The organism is Chryseobacterium ginsenosidimutans (assembly GCF_039536845.1).
GTDB lineage: Bacteria > Bacteroidota > Bacteroidia > Flavobacteriales > Weeksellaceae > Chryseobacterium > Chryseobacterium ginsenosidimutans_B.
The window spans coordinates 263,863-282,194 of the sequence record NZ_BAAAZJ010000011.1; the positions used below are offsets into that span (position 1 = coordinate 263,863).

Annotated in this window: 18 protein-coding genes; 3 read left to right on the forward strand and 15 right to left on the reverse strand. The window is 34.2% G+C overall.

Annotation, left to right across the window (positions count from 1 at the left end; genetic code table 11):
* Positions 1 to 41: 41 nt before the first annotated feature.
* The 5 genes from glmM to ABD745_RS17555 all read right to left on the reverse strand — a co-directional run bounded on the left by glmM (position 42) and on the right by ABD745_RS17555 (position 5,853).
* A complete protein-coding gene (gene glmM / locus ABD745_RS17535) occupies positions 42 to 1,424 on the reverse strand; it encodes a phosphoglucosamine mutase (protein WP_344833112.1) in 1,383 nt (460 codons plus the stop codon).
* A 2-nt stretch (positions 1,425 to 1,426) separates the two neighbouring features.
* Positions 1,427 to 2,263, reverse strand: a complete 837-nt coding sequence (gene dinD / locus ABD745_RS17540) for a DNA damage-inducible protein D (protein ID WP_344833115.1) — start codon at positions 2,261 to 2,263, stop codon at positions 1,427 to 1,429.
* A 237-nt stretch (positions 2,264 to 2,500) separates the two neighbouring features.
* Positions 2,501 to 4,534 (reverse strand): ferrous iron transport protein B, encoded by a 2,034-nt coding sequence (gene feoB, locus ABD745_RS17545; RefSeq protein ID WP_344833118.1) that lies wholly within the window; start codon positions 4,532 to 4,534, stop codon positions 2,501 to 2,503.
* Positions 4,534 to 4,788, reverse strand: a complete 255-nt coding sequence (locus ABD745_RS17550; RefSeq protein ID WP_047399231.1) for a FeoA domain-containing protein — start codon at positions 4,786 to 4,788, stop codon at positions 4,534 to 4,536. Before ABD745_RS17550 ends, feoB begins: the two co-directional genes overlap by 1 nt.
* A gap of 135 nt (positions 4,789 to 4,923) precedes the next feature.
* Positions 4,924 to 5,853, reverse strand: coding sequence for a GLPGLI family protein (locus ABD745_RS17555; RefSeq protein WP_047398987.1), 930 nt, complete (start codon positions 5,851 to 5,853; stop codon positions 4,924 to 4,926).
* Between the two features lie 307 nt (positions 5,854 to 6,160).
* On the opposite strand from ABD745_RS17555, the gene ABD745_RS17560 reads away from it, so the two are divergent.
* On the forward strand, positions 6,161 to 6,658 hold the full coding sequence (locus tag ABD745_RS17560) for a DinB family protein (protein WP_344833123.1): 498 nt from the start codon (positions 6,161 to 6,163) through the stop codon (positions 6,656 to 6,658).
* A 56-nt stretch (positions 6,659 to 6,714) separates the two neighbouring features.
* Here the strand turns inward: ABD745_RS17560 and ABD745_RS17565 are convergent, their stop codons facing one another.
* Positions 6,715 to 9,438 carry a hypothetical protein gene (locus tag ABD745_RS17565; RefSeq protein ID WP_344833126.1) on the reverse strand — a complete coding sequence of 908 codons (2,724 nt, stop codon included), beginning with the start codon at positions 9,436 to 9,438 and terminating at the stop codon, positions 6,715 to 6,717.
* A 285-nt stretch (positions 9,439 to 9,723) separates the two neighbouring features.
* Between ABD745_RS17565 and ABD745_RS17570 the strand changes: the two genes are divergently transcribed.
* Positions 9,724 to 10,071 (forward strand): helix-turn-helix domain-containing protein, encoded by a 348-nt coding sequence (locus ABD745_RS17570; protein ID WP_344833129.1) that lies wholly within the window; start codon positions 9,724 to 9,726, stop codon positions 10,069 to 10,071.
* Between the two features lie 109 nt (positions 10,072 to 10,180).
* On the opposite strand, the gene ABD745_RS17575 is transcribed toward ABD745_RS17570, so the two are convergent.
* Together ABD745_RS17575 and ABD745_RS17580 are read right to left on the reverse strand one after the other, a co-directional pair.
* Positions 10,181 to 10,942, reverse strand: a complete 762-nt coding sequence (locus ABD745_RS17575; RefSeq protein WP_344833132.1) for a GLPGLI family protein — start codon at positions 10,940 to 10,942, stop codon at positions 10,181 to 10,183.
* A 58-nt stretch (positions 10,943 to 11,000) separates the two neighbouring features.
* Positions 11,001 to 11,183 (reverse strand): hypothetical protein, encoded by a 183-nt coding sequence (locus tag ABD745_RS17580; protein WP_344833135.1) that lies wholly within the window; start codon positions 11,181 to 11,183, stop codon positions 11,001 to 11,003.
* Positions 11,184 to 11,846: 663 nt separating this feature from the next.
* On the opposite strand from ABD745_RS17580, the gene ABD745_RS17585 reads away from it, so the two are divergent.
* Positions 11,847 to 12,728 (forward strand): cupin-like domain-containing protein, encoded by an 882-nt coding sequence (locus tag ABD745_RS17585; protein WP_047398980.1) that lies wholly within the window; start codon positions 11,847 to 11,849, stop codon positions 12,726 to 12,728.
* A 32-nt stretch (positions 12,729 to 12,760) separates the two neighbouring features.
* On the opposite strand, the gene ABD745_RS17590 is transcribed toward ABD745_RS17585, so the two are convergent.
* The 7 genes from ABD745_RS17590 to ABD745_RS17620 form a co-directional block, all read right to left on the reverse strand.
* On the reverse strand, positions 12,761 to 13,162 hold the full coding sequence (locus ABD745_RS17590; RefSeq protein WP_344833138.1) for a hypothetical protein: 402 nt from the start codon (positions 13,160 to 13,162) through the stop codon (positions 12,761 to 12,763).
* Positions 13,152 to 13,433 carry a hypothetical protein gene (locus tag ABD745_RS17595; protein WP_156062505.1) on the reverse strand — a complete coding sequence of 94 codons (282 nt, stop codon included), beginning with the start codon at positions 13,431 to 13,433 and terminating at the stop codon, positions 13,152 to 13,154. The genes ABD745_RS17590 and ABD745_RS17595 overlap by 11 nt, the downstream gene beginning before the upstream one ends.
* Positions 13,434 to 13,758: 325 nt before the next feature.
* Positions 13,759 to 15,483 (reverse strand): M14 family metallopeptidase, encoded by a 1,725-nt coding sequence (locus ABD745_RS17600; RefSeq protein ID WP_344833142.1) that lies wholly within the window; start codon positions 15,481 to 15,483, stop codon positions 13,759 to 13,761.
* A 287-nt stretch (positions 15,484 to 15,770) separates the two neighbouring features.
* Positions 15,771 to 15,968 (reverse strand): hypothetical protein, encoded by a 198-nt coding sequence (locus ABD745_RS17605; protein ID WP_344833144.1) that lies wholly within the window; start codon positions 15,966 to 15,968, stop codon positions 15,771 to 15,773.
* Positions 15,969 to 16,092: 124 nt separating this feature from the next.
* Positions 16,093 to 16,635, reverse strand: coding sequence for an RNA 2'-phosphotransferase (locus ABD745_RS17610; RefSeq protein ID WP_344833146.1), 543 nt, complete (start codon positions 16,633 to 16,635; stop codon positions 16,093 to 16,095).
* A gap of 9 nt (positions 16,636 to 16,644) precedes the next feature.
* Complete coding sequence (locus ABD745_RS17615) at positions 16,645 to 17,610, reverse strand: ADP-ribosylglycohydrolase family protein (RefSeq protein ID WP_344833148.1); 966 nt, start codon at positions 17,608 to 17,610, stop codon at positions 16,645 to 16,647.
* Positions 17,610 to 18,296, reverse strand: coding sequence for a Sir2 family NAD-dependent protein deacetylase (locus ABD745_RS17620; RefSeq protein ID WP_344833150.1), 687 nt, complete (start codon positions 18,294 to 18,296; stop codon positions 17,610 to 17,612). Before ABD745_RS17620 ends, ABD745_RS17615 begins: the two co-directional genes overlap by 1 nt.
* Positions 18,297 to 18,332: the final 36 nt, after the last annotated feature.

The following is an 18,332-nucleotide window of genomic DNA, read 5'->3' on the forward strand; positions in this document are numbered from 1 at the left end:
TTAAAAAAAGAACGAGACAAAAGCCTCGTTCCTATTATTTATTAAATCAAACTTTTGATTTTTGCGATGATATCGTCTCCTAATTTATCCGCTTCTTCCTGAGATTTAGCTTCCGTATAAATTCTGATAATCGGTTCTGTATTTGATTTTCTAAGGTGAACCCAGTTATTTTCAAAATCGATTTTTACTCCGTCAATGGTGGAAACATTTTCGTTTTGATATTCTTTTTCCATTTTAGATAAGATATCATCCACGTTGATTTCCGGAGTCAGTTCGATTTTCTTTTTACCCATGAAGTAGCTTGGATATCCAGCTCTTAATTCAGAAACCGTTTTATTCTCTTTAGCCAAATGAGTCAAAAATAAAGCAACACCTACCAAAGAATCTCTTCCGTAATGCAAATCTGGATAAATAATTCCTCCGTTTCCTTCACCTCCGATTACCGCGTTTTTTTCCTTCATTAAAGTAACCACGTTCACTTCTCCGACAGCACTTGCAAAATATTCTGAATTATGAGCCTGTGCAACGTCTCTCAAAGCACGGCTTGAGGAAAGGTTTGAAATTGCCACTCCATTTTTATTTTTCAGTAAATAATCTGCAACAGCAACCAATGTATATTCTTCCCCAAACATTTCACCTTTTTCATCAATTAAAGCCAATCTGTCAACATCTGGATCTACAACAACGCCTAAATCCGCTCCTTCTTTTTTAACCAACTCACAAATATCTCCTAAATGCTCTTTTAAAGGTTCAGGATTGTGTGGAAACTGTCCGTTCGGTTCACAATATAATTTTACCGTTTCACAACCCAATTTATCCAACAACATTGGGATTGCGATTCCTCCCGTAGAATTTACGGCGTCTAAAACTACTTTGAAATTTTTAGATTTAATCACTTCAACATCTACCATCGGCAAATCTAAAATCTGCTGAATATGAATATCAAAAGCATCATCTCTTGTTTCATATTTCCCCAAATCATCTACTTCTGCATAATTGAAATCTTCACTTTCAGCTAAAGCTAAAACTTCTGCGCCGTTTTCACCAGTGATGAATTCACCTTTTTCATTTAATAATTTAAGAGCATTCCATTGTTTTGGATTGTGAGAAGCAGTAAGGATAATTCCTCCATCAGCTTTCAGTTCCGGAACCATAATCTCTACAGTCGGAGTTGTAGAAAGCCCCAAATCAACCACATTGATTCCAAGACCCTGCAACGTTGCCGTAACTAAAGAAGAAACCATTTGTCCTGAGATTCTGGCATCTCTTCCGATGATTAACGTTAAATCTTTTTTATTTTTATTGTTCTGAAGCCAGGTTCCGAATGCGGAAGCGAATTTTACCACATCAAGCGGTGTTAAGTTATCGTTTACTTTTCCGCCGATGGTTCCTCGGATTCCTGAAATACTTTTTATTAATGACATTCCTATTTTTTCTTAGTTTGTTTTAAAATTTTCTTCTCATCACCTTCCAGTTTTCGCTGGACTTTTTTAATATCTTCTAATGCTGGAAGATTTTCGGGTTTTATTCCCCTTTCTCCTAAAATCTTTCTTACAGCTAAATTATTTTCAATATGTTCATTCGTAATTTGAGAATCACCATTTAAGTCTTTTTCAACTACATTATGACTTGTTAATTCGGTTGCAAAATCTTTTGCTTTTATTGTCAATGTTGAAAGGAAATCGGCTAGTGGGCGTGTCTGGGGAATACCCATTCTTTTTTTCATATCATTTGTAGTAAAACCACCGAACAAAGCTTGGTCACCTTTAGAACGAATGATTGAAAAGCTTTTTTCATCAACCCCTCTTTCATAAATAATGCCTGAGAGTTTCTTTTCTGTTTTTGATAATTTTTCTCTTGCAGTTACTCGTTCAACATCCAACAATCTTTTTTCAATAATCTCTTGTTTTCTTGTTTGAACCGCAAAATAGGTTTGAGCAAAAGCAATTTCAGATTTTGAAGAATCTCCATTTTGAGCAATTAAATAACAAGCATATCGAGTTAAAGCTATATCTGAGATTTCTCTTTGGGCACCTTTCGCTAAATCTATCATTTTGCCGATATCGGCAAAATGATCAGAGATACTTCCCCCTGCATTTTCACATGCCTTTCTAGCTTTTTCAATAACCTTTAAAAAATTATCCCATTTAGTGTAATTAAGAATTTCCTGTAAATCTCTTGCGCTCCAACATTCAATATCCTTATACAGATGTGAAGCATTTTCAAATTTAAAAAAGAGCTCTTCGATTAATTCTTTTTTCATATTTATTAGCGTTTTTATACCAAACAAAAATAAATAAAATTTGAGTTTGAAGAGTATTTAATTTTTAACAAGGAATATTATTTTTTCACGAACATCCGCAATCTTTATCGCACCCTGTTCTTTTGGAACTGAATTTTTTCGGTGCAAAGTTCTTTCTAAGTATTTTAAACAAAGAATAACAGGCGAATGCAACGATCAATAGAACGATTACGTATTGTAAAATTAATGAAGAATCCATTATTTTAATATTTGATATACTAACATCGACACAAAATATGCCAAACCGGTCATCATGGTTAACTGCAAGCCGGTCCATTTCCAGCTTTTGGTTTCTCTGTAGACTACTGCAAGTGTAGAAACACACTGCATTGCAAATGCGTAAAATAAAAGTACGGAAACTCCTGTGGCAAAACTGAAAACTTTTTCGCCATTCGGTTTTACGTCACGTCTCATTTTATCAATAACTTTCACTTCCGGAGCATCATCTTCCAAGCTGTATAATGTTGACATTGTTCCCACGAAAACTTCTCTCGCTACGAAACTTGTCAGAATTCCTACACCCATTTTCCAGTCGTAGCCAAGCGGTGCAATAACAGGCTCGATTCCTTTCCCCATTTTGGCTAAATAAGAATGGTCAAGCTGAACATTTGTCGCAACGAACTGATCCGGCTTCTGTTTTGGTCCGAAATAACTCAAGAACCAAATAATGATACTTACAATGAAAATAATTTTCCCTGCTCCTGTAATGAAATCCCAAACTTTACCCAAAACCATTTTAAAATCATACGCAAAAAGTGGTTTTTTGTAAGTCGGCAAATCCATTACCAAATAGGTTTTACCTTTATTTTTAATAAATCTTTTAAGAATTGCTGCGGAAAATAATGCTACGGCAAAACCCAGCAAATACATTCCCATCAAAACCAAAGCTTTGTATTTTATTCCTAAAAAAGTGTCGTCCGAAATGATCAATCCGATGATGATACTGTAAACAGGAAGCCTTGCAGAACAGGTCATGAAAGGGGTTACCAGAATGGTTAATAATCTTTCCTTTAAATTTTCGATATTTCTGGTTGAAATTACTGCCGGAATTGCACATGCCGTTCCTGAAACTAATGGAACGATACTTTTTCCGTTTAATCCGAAAGGTCGCAGAAGCCTGTCCATCAGGAAAACCACTCTCGCCATATATCCAGAATCTTCCAGTAAGTAAAGAAAATACAATAGAATCCCGATTTGTGGTGCAAAAACGACAATTCCTCCGATTCCGGGAATGATTCCGTTTGAAATTAATGAATTTATGGGTCCTTTCGGTAAATTTTCTGCTGCAAAAGCCGTTAGCCACGAAAAAAAATCATCAATCCAGTTCATGGGATATTCTGCCAGGAAGAAAACGCTTTGAAAAATGATTAATAAAATCAATAAGAAAACAACATACCCCCAGAATTTATGAACTAAAACTTTGTCTAATTTCTCTGTTAATAATTCTTTGAACTGTGGTTTTTTAGTAATAACATCCGATAAAATTTTATCAACCTTCTGATATCTTCTTACCGTTTCCTGCACCTGTAATCTTTTTGGAACCAAGCTTTTAGAATCAGGTTCATTCATTAAGCCCACTATGGATTCTATTTTTCCAAGATCTGTTCCCAAAGAAAGACTCATCCATGCTTTATATTCATTATCAAAACCTTTGTGAGAGGCTAGTTTATGGATAAAATCTTTATGTTCGCCGGGTGTATCAAAAGAGATTTTATCGGCTTTTACAAATTCATTATTTAAAACCGCTTCTTTTATTTCATTAATTCCGACGTGCTCTTTTGCATTGGTCTGAATAATTTTAATACCTAAAGCTTCTGAGAATTTTTGAATATCAATATTAATTCCTCTTCGTTCCGCCTGATCGATCTGATTGACCACCAAAATCATCGGAACTCCAAGATCCTGAATCTGCTGGAACAAAAGAAGACCTCTTTTTAAACTTAATGCTTCAAGAATATAGATAACTCCGGCGTAATCTTTCTGATTGTCGATAAGAAACTTAGAAAAAATGGCTTCATCTTCTGAACTAGGATAAATACTGTAAGAACCGGGTAAATCTATGATTTCAACCTCTTCATTTTTATAACTGTAATTTCCTGAATGGCTTGCCACAGTAACCCCTGCATAATTCCCGGTTTTCTGCTTTTTATTACTAAGAGCATTGAAGACCGTTGACTTTCCTACATTCGGATTTCCGACTAAAAGTACCTGTTTTTTTTGAGCGTCCTGCATTAATTCAATTCTTCAACAATGATATAATCTCCTTCTTCCTCACGAAGAGCAATACGGCTTTTTTCATCCCCAAATTCTACATACATCGGTCCGCTGAAAGGAGCCTGGTACAAAATCCTGAAAGAAGTTTCCGGAAGAAGCCCCATTTCGATGATTTTATTTGGCATTTTAAGACTGTCATTATCATACCCCAAAATCTTTCCCATTTTATTTTTAGGAAATCCGCTCAACTTATCTAAACCCTTATCTTTCAAAGCCAAATTTTTGTACCTGCAAATATACTCTATTTAAATTTAATCTAAATAACGAATTTCCATGAAAAAAATCAACCCAAATGTATCTGCATTTGGGTTGATTTAAATATAATTTAGTTGATATGAATGTCTTTTTTAGTCTGCTTTCCCGACCTTTTCTACTTTCCCGACTTTTAATTTTTCGTAAGGAGGCTCTATTGGGTTGTCATTCGCATTGAAGAAATCTTTGTACATTTTTTCCTGTTTCTTCATCATGTCTCCGATCGTTCCGTCCATTCCCGGAATTGTTTTAGACATAATTTCCTGAGTCATCATTGGTCTTGCTGTCGCGAAAGGATCTTTTTTGAAATCATTGAATGTTTTCTCAAACTTTTCTCTTGGCATTTCCGTTACTTTTAAGCTCATATTCGAGATTTTTTCACTGTAGGACAGTTCTTCCCAATTCGGAACTTTTTTGTTACCCTGAAGAACCCAAGAATAGTTTTTGCCTTCATCTTCGATTTTCACGATCAATCCCGGAAGTCCTGAGAACTTGTACGGACCGTCCTGGAACGGAAGTTCTGAACTGAACCAAGCCGTCCATTTTTTCCCCCCGAATTCTACTGTTGCTTTTTGAGCATTGTAAGCTCCTATTTTTTCTTTTTCGTTTAAAATTTTCCAGTCGAATTTTATTGTTTCATTATATCCGATCCCTAATGGCGAGAATCCACTTGCGATTCTTTCGATATATTGAATTTTCATATCCGGATAAGTCTTTACGATCTTTTCAGAGAATTTTGGCATTCTGATAGACTTAGACAAATCTTTGAAAACCCCTGATTTCTGCATCATTTCGATCTGAATTTTGATAATCGAATCCTGTGCGATTACCGTATAATCTCTATACACCGATCTGTCTTTTACAATATCGAGAACCGACATTACTTTTTCAAGCTTTGCAGAATCTTTTTTTGGTTTGAAAGTCAATTCATAAAAAAATCGGTTTGCCGTTTCTTTAGAATCTTTATCCTGAGCGCTTACAAAAGCAAAAAGAGCGATAAAGAATATTGAAAATAGTTTTTTCATTGTTTTCTAATGTTTATTGTTATTAGTTAATAGTTTCTACCTTTTGTTACAGATTTTTTCTGAAATTATTTTTCGGCGGTATTTATTTCCTCCTAATTTCATCAGTAATAAGCGGTATTTTCCCATTCTTTTGTCATTTTGACGAAGGAAAAATCTATTGTTTTTATATATTGTTGGTTCCATTTTTTTCAAGATCAGAATAGCAAAGTTGTGTTTATTTTTTCTGCCTGTTTTAAAATTTATGATTTCGTTAAAATATTTTCATTTTTAAAAATCTTAACTTTAAACAGCTAAAAAACAAAATATTATGGACACTTTATCTCAATTAAAAAATGAACTTCAGGAAGAGTATCACACCACCAGAAAGTTTTTTGAAGCTTATCCTGAAGGAAAAAATGATTTCGCACCACACGAAAAAAGCATGAAACTGATGCCTCTTGCCACTCATATCGGGGAAGTTTTCGGCTGGGCAGATACCATGCTGAAAACTTCTGATCTGGATTTTGCAACAACTGATTATCAACCTAAAAAATTATCTACAAAAGAAGACCTATTAAAAGTTTTGGATGAAAATTATAATGCAAGTAATGCGGCTTTAGGAAATGCAAATGAAAACGACCTCAACGAAACATGGGCTTTGAAAAATAACGGTGAAGAAATGGCAAAATGGTCAAAATACGGATCGATCCGTCATAGCCTGAATCAGATTACACATCACAGAGCGCAGCTTGGTGTTTATTACAGACTCAATGACATTCCATTGCCGGGAAGTTATGGTCCTTCTGCGGATAATCCGGGATTTTAAATAATCTCAATATATCTTAAACAAAAAACCAACCTCGTGAGGTTGGTTTTTCTTTTTTATTTAAAGTTGAATTTTACTGTGAACATGACTTGGCTAGGTCGAAGTTGTATTCTTGTGTAAGCGATACTTTGCGGATTAATATCATATGTTTCAAATACTCTTTTGTTAGCTATATTCATCCATTTCAATTCGAAATCGATTTTCTTTTTAGCCCAAGTAAATTGATATGATAAATCGTAGAATCCGTTATTATATTTTTGATCAGCCGCACTTGTATTTACCTGATCCCAATTGAAACCTATTGTATGGTTTTCTATCGGATAGAAGAAAACTCCTAAATTATGATTAAATCCACTTCTGGAATTTTCGTTATTCAATTGTGGAGTAACACTTTTACTTATTTGTTTTGTTTTTGAAATATTGAAATTGTAATCAATACTCATCCAACTGAAATAAGTGTTGTTAAATTTAAATCCATAAGATTGAGAATTGTTTCTGCTCGTATAAGCAAAATCATTTTGATAAGCATCAGATTTTGAAGTGTTGTTGCTATAGCTTACTGAAGCATTTGTCTTAAACTTAGGGAAATATTTACCTACTTCAGCAGAATAGCTATTGCTTAAAGCATGATTTTCCTTCTCTAAATACTGCATAATAGTATAACCCGAATTATTTCTTATCGGAGAGGAAATTAAATTTCTCTTCGCGTCCGAATATCTATAATTAACATTAAAAAACAAATTATTCAATGGGTTTCTATACTCTAATCTCGTTCCGGCAGATTTCGTATTGTTTTGAGGAATAGGATTCTTTGCATCCATCGCATTAACTCCATTAGGCGAAGTCATTAAAAATCCGGAATACGCTGTATTCACTTCTCCAAAATTGTTGTTGATATTTGCATTAACCGAACCTTTCCAGAAAGAAGCAAACGTATACTGTGCAAAAACATTCGGTTCAAAAGTAACTTTATTTACATCTTTTGAAACATTTCTTAAAGGATCTTCCGCTTTAATATTATTAGAATTTACAGGAAAGTTGGCATATAACATCCAAGAATCATTCTTATAATTTACCCCAAGACTTCCATAAGGTGTTGCTGTTGTATATTTTAAATCATTACTGTAAGCTGAGATAGGTGTCGGAGTAATATTAGGATCAGTAGGTGGAATTGTTATCATATTTGACAGATCTGATACTAATTCTGTCGTTTTAAAATTAAATCCAACTTCTGGTGTAAATGTCCATCCTTTCGTAGAAAAACCAATGTTTGCAGAATGATTTGCTTCAAAAGTTTTCAATCTTAGATTTTGTCTCACAAGATCTGTTCCTGCCGGAGTTAAAAAGCCCGGAACCTGTAGATATGATGCAGGTGAAACCTCCAATGTTTGTCTGTCTGTCTGATAATTAATAAAAGACAATATGTTCACCATTTTTTCCTTCCATGGAATGATTGTACTTAATGAGTTCTGGAAAGATGATGTTGGAGATTCCACTGCTTCTTCACCATGTCTGCTTGTGCTTGTTAAAGAATTGGTTCTGTCTGCAACAGCTCTGTCGGCGTTCCAAAACTGAGAGAAGCTTGTTGTATTTTTAAAAAATCCTTTTTTAGCATTTTTTGTAAAAATCAATTCTCCTTTTGCTTTATCCGTATAAAAATTATTTAAAACATTTTGTGTAACTCTAGATGCTGGCTCATCTGTTGTAGCAAAATAATCTGTCTGGCTATAAGATTCTCTATCAACCGCATTATTCGTATAGTTCACATTGGCTTTAAGCTCCCATTCTTTTTTCTTGTCTATATTCGTAAGGTAGTTTGCAGAAACGTAATGAACACTGTTCATCAAATATCTTTTTACCGGAAGATTCGGAGTGCTTGCGTTTTCTACATTTAACCAATCATTTTGGGAGGCGTTAATTCTTCTTCCCTCAAATCTGTTTCCGAATGATAAAATATTTCCCTCGTTTTCTACCTGTTCTCCTACATTATTTGTTTTATAGTTTACTACCCACTGGCTTTTTTGTCCGAAAAACATAGGTGTTAATTTCACATTCCATAATAAAGGACTTCCTCCAACTCCCACTTCACCACGACCTGTCATGGTAACAGAGTTTTTCAGTTTGATATTGATGGCAGCCTGATCAGAAGGTACTTTATCCTGTAATATTTTTACGGGTTGGTGATTTTCCAGAACCTCAACTTTTTGTACGGCATCTTTCGGAAGAGAATTGTTGATCGTTCCGTAACCGCCTTCCATTAAGTCTTTCCCGTTGACATAGAATTTGTTGATCGCATTTCCCTGATAAAGAATCGTTCCGTCTGTATTTACTTCAATTCCAGGCATCTTTTTCAGAACATCGGCGAGAGTTCTGTCGCTTTTACTGTCAAATGCTTTAAGGTCATACGAAATAGTATCTCCTTTTGCTGTTACCATTCTGGTTTTCAGCTGAACTTCTTTGATTTCCGTAGCTTCAGAATCCATTTTAAAACTTAAAGTCTGGTCGCTGTTGCTGATTTGTTTTGTTAAGGGTCTTTGGTTGAAGGCTTTCACTTTCATGTCTACATTAGATTCTGCAGAAGTAAAAGTTACTTTATATTCACCTTTAGAATTGGTAATGGCGTATGCCAAGATTGCGTCTTTTCCCGGCTCTTCTACCGTCACACTTGCGCTTGGGATCCCAACACCGTCTTCATCCGTGATTTTCCCCGAAACTGTTTTCTGTGCAAAGGAAAGCACAGAGAAAAAAATCATCAGGAATAAAGAAATTTTCTTTTTCATAATTTATTATTTGCCTAATTAGTTAATGGTTAAAGCTTTTTGTTACACACCTATAAAGATTGATTTTAAAGGAAAAAGTTAAACCCAATTTTTATCACTACAAACATAGTGATATTTTTTGTTACATACGGCACTTTATTTTTTTCGTATTTTATTTACATTTAATGAAAAAAATTCGCTGTATTTCTGCAATTTGCTGTTATTTGATGAGGAAATAGAATTTTCAGAATTATTATTATTTATTTTTTGTCTAAATGTATAAATTTGTAAAAACAACCTTTTATTATGGGAGTAGGAACTAATCTTAAAAGACTTAGAAGCAAGACAAAATTTTCTCAACAGGAAATTTCTGATATGCTTGGAGTAGACAGAAATACATACAACAATTGGGAAAATGAAACAACCGACATTAAATCTCAACATATTGAAAGACTGGCGGAAATTTTTGAAGTAAGTATTCTTGATCTTTTCAATGACGGACAAAAAGGTCAATTTATAAATAACAACTATGAGAATGGTGAGAATGGTCAAAAAGACATTCAACAAGGTGTTATTATCAATATTACCGATTCAGAAGTAGCAAAAATAATCAGTTCTCAATTGGAAGAATTGATTAAAAATCTGAAAAAATAGTATTCAGAATAATTATAGATGCTTCGAGAGCCTCAGCATGACACGTCTCTATACTAACTGTTTTATTTGCAGTAAGATTGAGCGGTGTCATGCTGAGGTTCTCGAAGCATTATTCAAATGGTTTTAACTCCAAAGGATTATTAAATAGTTTTTTCTTTTTATCGAGCATTTCCTGAGTTTGCTTTCTCATCGCTTCATCCATATCAGGAAAAGCAGCAACTGTAAATTCCATATTATATTTAGCCTGAAGATAATTTTTCTTGTTCATCAATTTATAAGATGAAAGATTATATTTAAATTCTTCAGAATCTTTTTCAACCTTCGTTGCCGTAAAATGATAATCATCTCTGATATCGTACAACTCAAAGATTAATCCCGGTAAACCATTGAATTTGTAAGGGCCTAAAGATTGAGGATATTCTTTAGAGAAATAGGCGATCCATCGTCTTCCGAACTTATTGGTTGCCGCCATTTGACATTTAACACCATTAATCGTTTTTGTCTCACTATATAACACCCATTGTAAAGGTTCGGATTCTTCATATCTAATTTTTGAATCTACAGTAATGGCAAAAATTGTAGTTTTATTATTGATTTTTAAAACTCTTTCATTAAAAATAATACTGCTTTTCTTTGTATCAATGCCACCCAAATAATTATAGTTTCCAGAATCATATCTATAAATATTATCAATAGCAAAATAATAATTCTGAGAGTTTCCTATCAATATAAAGTCTTTGTTTTTTTTATTTTTTTCTCCAAGATTTAAATTGGCGTTGTAAGTAACTTTTATACTTGATTCAAAATCTATTTTTTGAGCAAAAGCATGAAGACTAATGTAAAATAATAGAAGACAAAAATATTTTCTCATAAGGTTAAGTTATTATAAAAGTAGGTAATAGTTATACTACTACCTACCTGTTATTAAATTATGGATTGATAGTTACATTTACTTCCGTACCACATTCATTATAGTTCATGTTTTCAATCCAATCAGCCATCTGATTGTAAGTCCATGTACTTGGAAACGTCGTATAATGCTTCACTCCACACGTTGAAGTCCAAACCGCTTGCATAGTCCTCGCAAACGCCATAATCGATACGCCCATCATGGCGCAAAATAAAATTTTCTTTTTCATAAGAAAAGTTGTTTTAAAATGTTATTAATAAATAATTTTTCCCAACCTGAACAATTATATCTAGAATAAATATTCAGATCAGATGATGCATCATTTATGACATTTGGGGAGATTGTAATCACGCAACAGACCGCTGCACAACTTTCGCGAGTTTCTCATTTGTGTCATGTGACAAACTTATTAATAAATTTTCAAACGTATTGCATAAGAAAATCAACAAATTACGCTGTATTTCTTAGGCAAAAAAAAATTTAAAAAATTTTTCTAAACTTAAAAAAATTAAGCAAAAATCTATTCTCTGCATTTTATTTAAACTCATAATTTCTTTTTACGAAAAAAAATATCAGAAACCATAAATATTATATCATTTTATCAACTTTCAAACAATCACTCTTCTAAAATAAAAGTTTTACCTTCACATTATAATAATTTGATTTTTTTTTATTCATTTGTGTTTTACCCTGTAATATCTTTACAGGGTTTGTTTTTTTACATGGAATACCCTTCTTAAAATAATTTTCAAAATCTTTATTTAGTCTGAATAGTTAAAAATGATTTGAATCATAGATTAAAAAAAGATTAAACATGTTAACATCTGGTTTTATTTAATAATTTTGTAACATTAAATTTTAAGAAATGGGAATCAATTTAAAGCCTATAGATATTGTAGATGACATTACACAAGAAGAATTCATTCAAAAATATCTAAAGCCAAGAAAGCCTGTTGTAATAAAGAACATGGCGAAAAAATGGCCTGCGTATCAAAAATGGACCATGGAATATGTGAAGGAAGTAGTCGGAGACGTGGAGGTGCCCCTTTATGATTCTAAAAAAGCCGATCCTGCCGCTCCCATTAATACTCCTACCACAAAAATGAAATTTGCAGATTATATAGACCTCATCCAAAAAGAGCCTACAGATCTTAGAATTTTCTTTTTTGATCCTATAAAACATGCCCCAAAATTACTGGAAGAATACATCTCTCCAAAAGAACTGATGGGAGGTTTTCTGGATAAATATCCAAGCATGTTTTTCGGAGGTGAGAGTTCCGTAACTTTTTTACACTATGACATCGATCTTGCGCATATCTTCCACACTCATTTTAATGGAAGAAAACACGTCATGCTATTCGAAAACAAATGGAAAGAAAGGCTTTATCAGCTTCCTTACGCCACTTATGCGCTGGAAGATTATGATATCGAACATCCTGATTTCGAGAAATTCCCTGCACTAAATGGCATTGAAGGAATAGATTGCTATCTTGAACACGGTGATACATTATTCATGCCGACAGGTTGGTGGCACTGGATGAAATATCTGGACGGAAGCTTCTCTCTTTCTTTGAGAGCATGGGACAAATCATGGGCTGTAAAAGCACAATCTTTATGGAATCTTACGGTTCAGCGTAAGTTCGACGATATTATGAAGAAGAATTTCAAAAAGAAATATATGGACTGGAAAGAAAAAGTAGCCATCAAACGGGCAGAAATTGCTCTAAAAAGGGGCTTACCAAGATAAAATAAAAGACGTTTCTGTTTGAAACGTCTTTTTTATTTTTCTAGATTCAATAACAATTCTTCCATATTTCTCGTAATCTCGTTGCACGAAAAGCAGGCTTCATTTCCGTCCTGAGAAAACCAGCGGCATTGCGAACGAATCGGGCAAAAAGATAGTTCCGGACTTTTATTTATCTCTAAATTCTGAACTTTTTGGGATAAAGAACATTTCGATTCTTCATTATCCCATTGAGCGCAGCCTTTTTCCACACATTTTCCTGTAAAACGAAACCTTTGTTCGAGGTTATCATTTTGCTCAATAAAATCTTCTGTGACGGTGAGAGGCGTGATAAACCGAACCTTTCCGTCTTTATTCACAACTCCAAAAAGCTGTGCCCCAACTTTTCCAACATAACTGGGGCACATCTTCTTTGAAGAATTAAAACTAGCCTCCATAACCCTTTATCTGAGTCTGGATGTCTGCGATCTGCTTCGTAAGATCAATTCCCGGTTTGAAAATAATAATTCCCCACGGAAACCAGTCTTTCACTTTAAGAGGTCTTACCAATTCTTTAAAATTTCTATGCGCTCCAAAAGCCTGAGTATTGTCTACTTTTGAAAGCTCAGAAAGAACAACATTCTGTATTCCTCTGTCGATGTTTTTTAATTGCTCGTCTGTAAGATCAACGCCTTCCAGTGAAACGAAAAATTGCTTTTTAGTTGCCATAAGTGTAAAGTTTTATAGGTTTTATTAAAGCAAATTTCGTCTGATAAAAATTAAATTTCATCAGTGAAAACAACAATTCCAAATGTGAGAATTACGGAAATTACATACTGGTTTTCAAAAAATTAAAAGTTGGTAAAACGCAAAGGCACAAAGTAAAGATTTAAAAACTCTCTTTTTAAGACGCAAGGATTTTATCGAAGATAAAATTGATCCCGTGTTACTTTGCTGAAAATCTTTTGTCACACTGAGCTCGTCGAAGTGTTCTTGCGTCTTAAAAACAGAATAAATGTTAGAAAAAATCTTTGCGCTTTTGCGTTTTACCAACTTATAGAATTCTGTAAATCGGATATTGCCTGAATGTATTTTCTTCGAAATAAGGAGAATTCCTGTAGATCCAATCCAGCTGAGCCGTTCCGTCGTCTGCAAACTTTTTATCGGATGCTTTTTTAGCTTCAAATTTTTGTTTTAAATCTTTATCTTTTTTCAATAATTCTGCTGCTGTATCTTCAAAAATATAGGCTGAATAGTATTCTTTCTGAGCTAAAATTCCGTCGAAGAAATTCCAGTTGAAGAAAGAATCCAATGCTTCCGGTTCCAGGGTTTCAATAATATATTTTACCCCTTCCTGATTAGTAGGAACGATATAATCTCCGGCAGAGAAAGTCAGGTTTTTGTTTGATTTATCAACCGTTGTTTCATAATGCGAATAGTGACCTTCGTATGGGTTTTTCACGGTTTTAAAATCATTAATTTTATAAGATTCCACCGCAATTATGCTGTCTTTCTGAAGCAGCTTCATCTGAATCTTATTTCTTTTAAATTCTTCAATTACACGATATTGCGACTGCGGAATCACATAATATTTCGGAATCGTGATGTAACCTGTCGGAACCGCCGTTGTAAACAGTTTTATATTCTTGGTGAAAGGTTTATTTCTATCATAAAACAATCTCGGTTTTCCGGAAATTTCGCTCGGTTTGTATTTTCCTTCAAAACCTTTAAAATTCATCGTAGAATATTTCGCAGAATCTATTTTCCAGCGGATTCCGTACTGTTTTCCGGCTTGATATTGCTTTAAGTTTTCAATTCGGAGCTGTTTTATTTTTTTATAGTCTTTCTCTAAATTCTGAAGGTTTACAAGCATATATTTGTATGTCGCATCCACTCTTTTGTCATAAGGTTTCAGCATATGCGTTTCGGGAACCGTTCCCAAAGAATTGAACAACGTTGTATAACCCGTCGAATATCTCGGAGAATCCTCGAAAGAAGCAAAACCAACCTCCGGAATATCACCGTGAATATTGACATAAGGTGTACTTTCGTAACCTAATTTCTTTAAATCTTCGAGATTTTTAGCCTGATAATTATTGTAAAAATACTCACCCAAAACATTTCCCAAACGTTCTTTGAAAGTCGAAATATAAGTGAAAGTATATTGATAATCTGCTCCGTTACTCACATGATTGTCAATAAAAACATCCGGTTTCAGCCATTGATAGATTTCCTGAAAGCTTTTGGCATTTTTTGTATCGGCTTTGATGAAGTCTCTGTTCAAATCATAGTTTCGGACATTTCCGCGAAAACCATATTCTTCCGGCCCATTCTGATTTGCTCTGGAAAAAGAACCCCGATTCAGCATTCCGCTCACATTGTAAGCCGAAATGGCCGCAATGATAAAATTCTGAGGAGTTTTGATTTTCTTCGTCGCCAAATCCCGCATCAACATCATCGTTGCATCAATTCCATCGGGTTCACCGGGATGAATTCCGTTATTCACAAAAAGAATCGCCTTTTCTTTCCTCAGTTTTTCTAAATCTTTTTCAGGAAAAGGATTGTAAACGACTACATAAATTGATTTACCATTATCATCTTCTCCTTTTTTCAGATATTGAATTTCATTAAAGTTTTTTGCTAAATTTTGATAGTAGGAATTCATTTCGTTATAAGTAACAGTCTGATTTCCATTTCCTTTTTCAAAAGGTGTCTGAAAATTGTTTTGAGCAAAAAACAAAGATGAACTTAGGAAAAATAAGAGATATTTCAGTTTCATTGAAGTGATATTTCGAGCTTCAAAATTACTCTGTTTTTGTAGAATGGCGAAATTGATATTTTTAACGCAAAGTTCGCAAAGATTTTATTTACAGTTGTTTTGTATATTTTTTCGTTCGCAAAGGCGTTTCACTTAGCGAAGAAAGTTTATGCACACGAAGTGTCATTCTGAATGAAACAAAGTGAAGTGAAGAATCTTTTTGATTTTTCTAAACTACAGATTTTATTTCCATAAAAAACCCCTAAAAGGTTAATACTTTATAGGGGCATTTGTACTTTATTTTTTAATTAGAAGGCAACATACCAGCGTCCACATTGGTTAGTGCAAACCGTTGGAAAGTCAGGATCCGTGGGAGGAGCCTGAAGGCAAGTTGCCTCATTACTATAATATGGTCTGCCTGAAGCCCACCAAACTGCACATTCTTGAGTAATTCCTCCTTTAATTGATTTTAAATTCTCTCTTGAAATTTTGTTTAATTTTTTCATAATGATTTTGTTTTATCTTCCTACTCTTTACGTTTTTCGGATACCATGATTTAATACACTAATGTATGAAATATTTAATATAAAAAATAAAACTCTTTTAAAAAATTTTATTTTTAAATCTTTGCTATTCCGAAATATATTTTGCATCTACAAAATCCGTGAGCCAAACTTCATTTTCCGAAAGATAAAATTCTATTCCGTCCTCAAACATTTTTCCCGTGCTTATAGTTAGAATTACCGGCTTTCCGTGGCGCATTCCAACGTTGGTTGCGGTTTCTTTATCGATGCTTAAATGAACGTGTTGCCGGCTTCTTTTTTCAATTCCTTTTTCTAAAATTGATTCGACATTGTTCTGCGCCGTTCCGTGATACAAAAATGCGGGTGGCTGTTGTGGAACTAAATCCAGATTAATATCAATAGAATGTCCCTGACTGGCTCTGATTTTTGTTTTATCTTCATTAAACGCAAATCGTTTTTTAGCATTGGTCTGCACAATTTCATCCAGCTCTTCAAAGGTAAAACCTTGGGAATCGTTGGTAGATTTTGTAATCAGCTCATCAACATCTGCCCATCCGTTTTCATCCAAATTCAGATTAATGAGTTCGGGGTGATGCCTGAGAACGTAGCTCAGGAATTTGCTTATTTTTTTCTTTTGTTGTTCGTTCATGGTTTGTGTTTAGTTTTTTAATTTATTTTCTAATTTAATACATAAGTTTTCAATATCCTCTTTTCTCACCAACTCAGCAATCCATTCTTCAGGAATATTTTTAAAGCCATAATAAATTCCTGCAATTCCTCCTGTAATGGCTCCTGTTGTGTCAGTATCTTCTCCTAAATTAACCGCCTTCAATACTGCTTCAGAATAACTTTCGGAGTTTAGGAAACACCATAATGAGGCTTCTAAGCTGTGAAGAACGTACCCGCCTGAGCTAATCTCTTCTTCCTGCAAAGTATGTAATGGAGCCAAGTCATATTCACCAACTTTTAATTCTAAAATCCGATGGAATTTATCCATTTCATTTTGAGAGCAAACAGGATTATTATCCAAAAAGTTTCGAACTGTTTTCTGCATTGTTTTGTATGCTTCCCATTTATCTTGTCCTTTCAAAATTTCTAAAGCCAACTCCAAATAAATAAAACAAGCCAAAACAGAGCGAATGTGTCCGTGTGTAATGCACGAAACATCTTTTGTAGTATCAAAACGTTTCTCAACCGGGAAATCTTTGATATAAAATAATAACGGTAATATTCTCATTAAAGAACCATTCCCGTTATCAAACTCACTTGTTCCGCCACATAAAGTTGGGGAAACTCCTTTACTGATTCTATGAATGGCTTGTGAAGTTGCGATTCCGATATCGAAAACTCTTCCATGTGGAGTCCATATTTCCGCATTGTACCATTGTAAAAATTTCAAAGCTATGTCTTCCAAATTATATCCATTACAAAGACTATCTGCAAGACATAACGTTAAAGAACCATCATCACTCCATGTTCCCGCAGACTGATGATGTGTTCCTAAAGCTCTCATTTTTGTAACAGGTGAACGTTTCAATTGTTCCCTGCTTCTGAATTCCACCGGAACGCCCAACGCATCACCAATACAAACTCCAAAAATTCCTGCTTTTACTGCATTTTCCATTAGGCAAGATTTACCAATTTATCAAACAATAACTGCATTCCTCTTGTTGCGGTTTCTTTCATTACGACCGCTCTTTGTCCGTATCCAAAGCCCGTTTCGTTGGGATTAATTACAATTAAAAGACAATCATCCTTAATATCATGAAGCAATCCTGCAGCCGGATAAACCTGCAAAGAAGTTCCGATTACCAGAAAAATATCTGCTTCTTTCGCTTTTTTTGTCGCCTCTTTCATCAAAGGAACATCTTCGCCGAACCAAACGATAAAAGGTCTTAACTGAGCTCCGTCTTCCGCTTTGTCACCGATCTTAATATCCTCTTTTTGATCGTAAATAAGATTTTTATTGTTGCACGAACAAGATTTTAACAACTCTCCGTGGATATGAAGAATGTTTGTAGATCCCGCTCTTTCATGCAGATCGTCGATATTTTGCGTGATGATCTGAACATCGAAATATTTTTCCAGATCCGCAATTAATTTATGGGCATCGTTTGGATGCACTTCATGAATCTGGCGACGTCTCTGGTTGTAAAATTCCAATACCAACGCTCTGTCTTTTCTCCATCCTTCCGGACTTGCCACATCTGTTATACTATGATTTTCCCAAAGACCATCTCCGTCTCTGAATGTTTTTATTCCGCTTTCGGCGCTGATTCCTGCACCGCTTAATATGGTTAATTTTTTCATTTGTTTTTTAGTTTAATTATTAATTTTCTCGAATGT

What these genes read in the sequence shown, in the direction of transcription:
- glmM (WP_344833112.1), bottom strand. Translation starts at nt 1,424, where the DNA reads ATGTCATTAATAAAAAGTATTTCAGGAATCCGAGGAACCATCGGCGGA.
- dinD (WP_344833115.1), bottom strand. Translation starts at nt 2,263, where the DNA reads ATGAAAAAAGAATTAATCGAAGAGCTCTTTTTTAAATTTGAAAATGCT.
- feoB (WP_344833118.1), bottom strand. Translation starts at nt 4,534, where the DNA reads ATGCAGGACGCTCAAAAAAAACAGGTACTTTTAGTCGGAAATCCGAAT.
- ABD745_RS17555 (WP_047398987.1), bottom strand. Translation starts at nt 5,853, where the DNA reads ATGAAAAAACTATTTTCAATATTCTTTATCGCTCTTTTTGCTTTTGTA.
- ABD745_RS17560 (WP_344833123.1), top strand. Translation starts at nt 6,161, where the DNA reads ATGGACACTTTATCTCAATTAAAAAATGAACTTCAGGAAGAGTATCAC.
- ABD745_RS17565 (WP_344833126.1), bottom strand. Translation starts at nt 9,438, where the DNA reads ATGAAAAAGAAAATTTCTTTATTCCTGATGATTTTTTTCTCTGTGCTT.
- ABD745_RS17570 (WP_344833129.1), top strand. Translation starts at nt 9,724, where the DNA reads ATGGGAGTAGGAACTAATCTTAAAAGACTTAGAAGCAAGACAAAATTT.
- ABD745_RS17575 (WP_344833132.1), bottom strand. Translation starts at nt 10,942, where the DNA reads ATGAGAAAATATTTTTGTCTTCTATTATTTTACATTAGTCTTCATGCT.
- ABD745_RS17580 (WP_344833135.1), bottom strand. Translation starts at nt 11,183, where the DNA reads ATGATGGGCGTATCGATTATGGCGTTTGCGAGGACTATGCAAGCGGTT.
- ABD745_RS17585 (WP_047398980.1), top strand. Translation starts at nt 11,847, where the DNA reads ATGGGAATCAATTTAAAGCCTATAGATATTGTAGATGACATTACACAA.
- ABD745_RS17590 (WP_344833138.1), bottom strand. Translation starts at nt 13,162, where the DNA reads ATGGAGGCTAGTTTTAATTCTTCAAAGAAGATGTGCCCCAGTTATGTT.
- ABD745_RS17595 (WP_156062505.1), bottom strand. Translation starts at nt 13,433, where the DNA reads ATGGCAACTAAAAAGCAATTTTTCGTTTCACTGGAAGGCGTTGATCTT.
- ABD745_RS17600 (WP_344833142.1), bottom strand. Translation starts at nt 15,483, where the DNA reads ATGAAACTGAAATATCTCTTATTTTTCCTAAGTTCATCTTTGTTTTTT.
- ABD745_RS17605 (WP_344833144.1), bottom strand. Translation starts at nt 15,968, where the DNA reads ATGAAAAAATTAAACAAAATTTCAAGAGAGAATTTAAAATCAATTAAA.
- ABD745_RS17610 (WP_344833146.1), bottom strand. Translation starts at nt 16,635, where the DNA reads ATGAACGAACAACAAAAGAAAAAAATAAGCAAATTCCTGAGCTACGTT.
- ABD745_RS17615 (WP_344833148.1), bottom strand. Translation starts at nt 17,610, where the DNA reads ATGGAAAATGCAGTAAAAGCAGGAATTTTTGGAGTTTGTATTGGTGAT.
- ABD745_RS17620 (WP_344833150.1), bottom strand. Translation starts at nt 18,296, where the DNA reads ATGAAAAAATTAACCATATTAAGCGGTGCAGGAATCAGCGCCGAAAGC.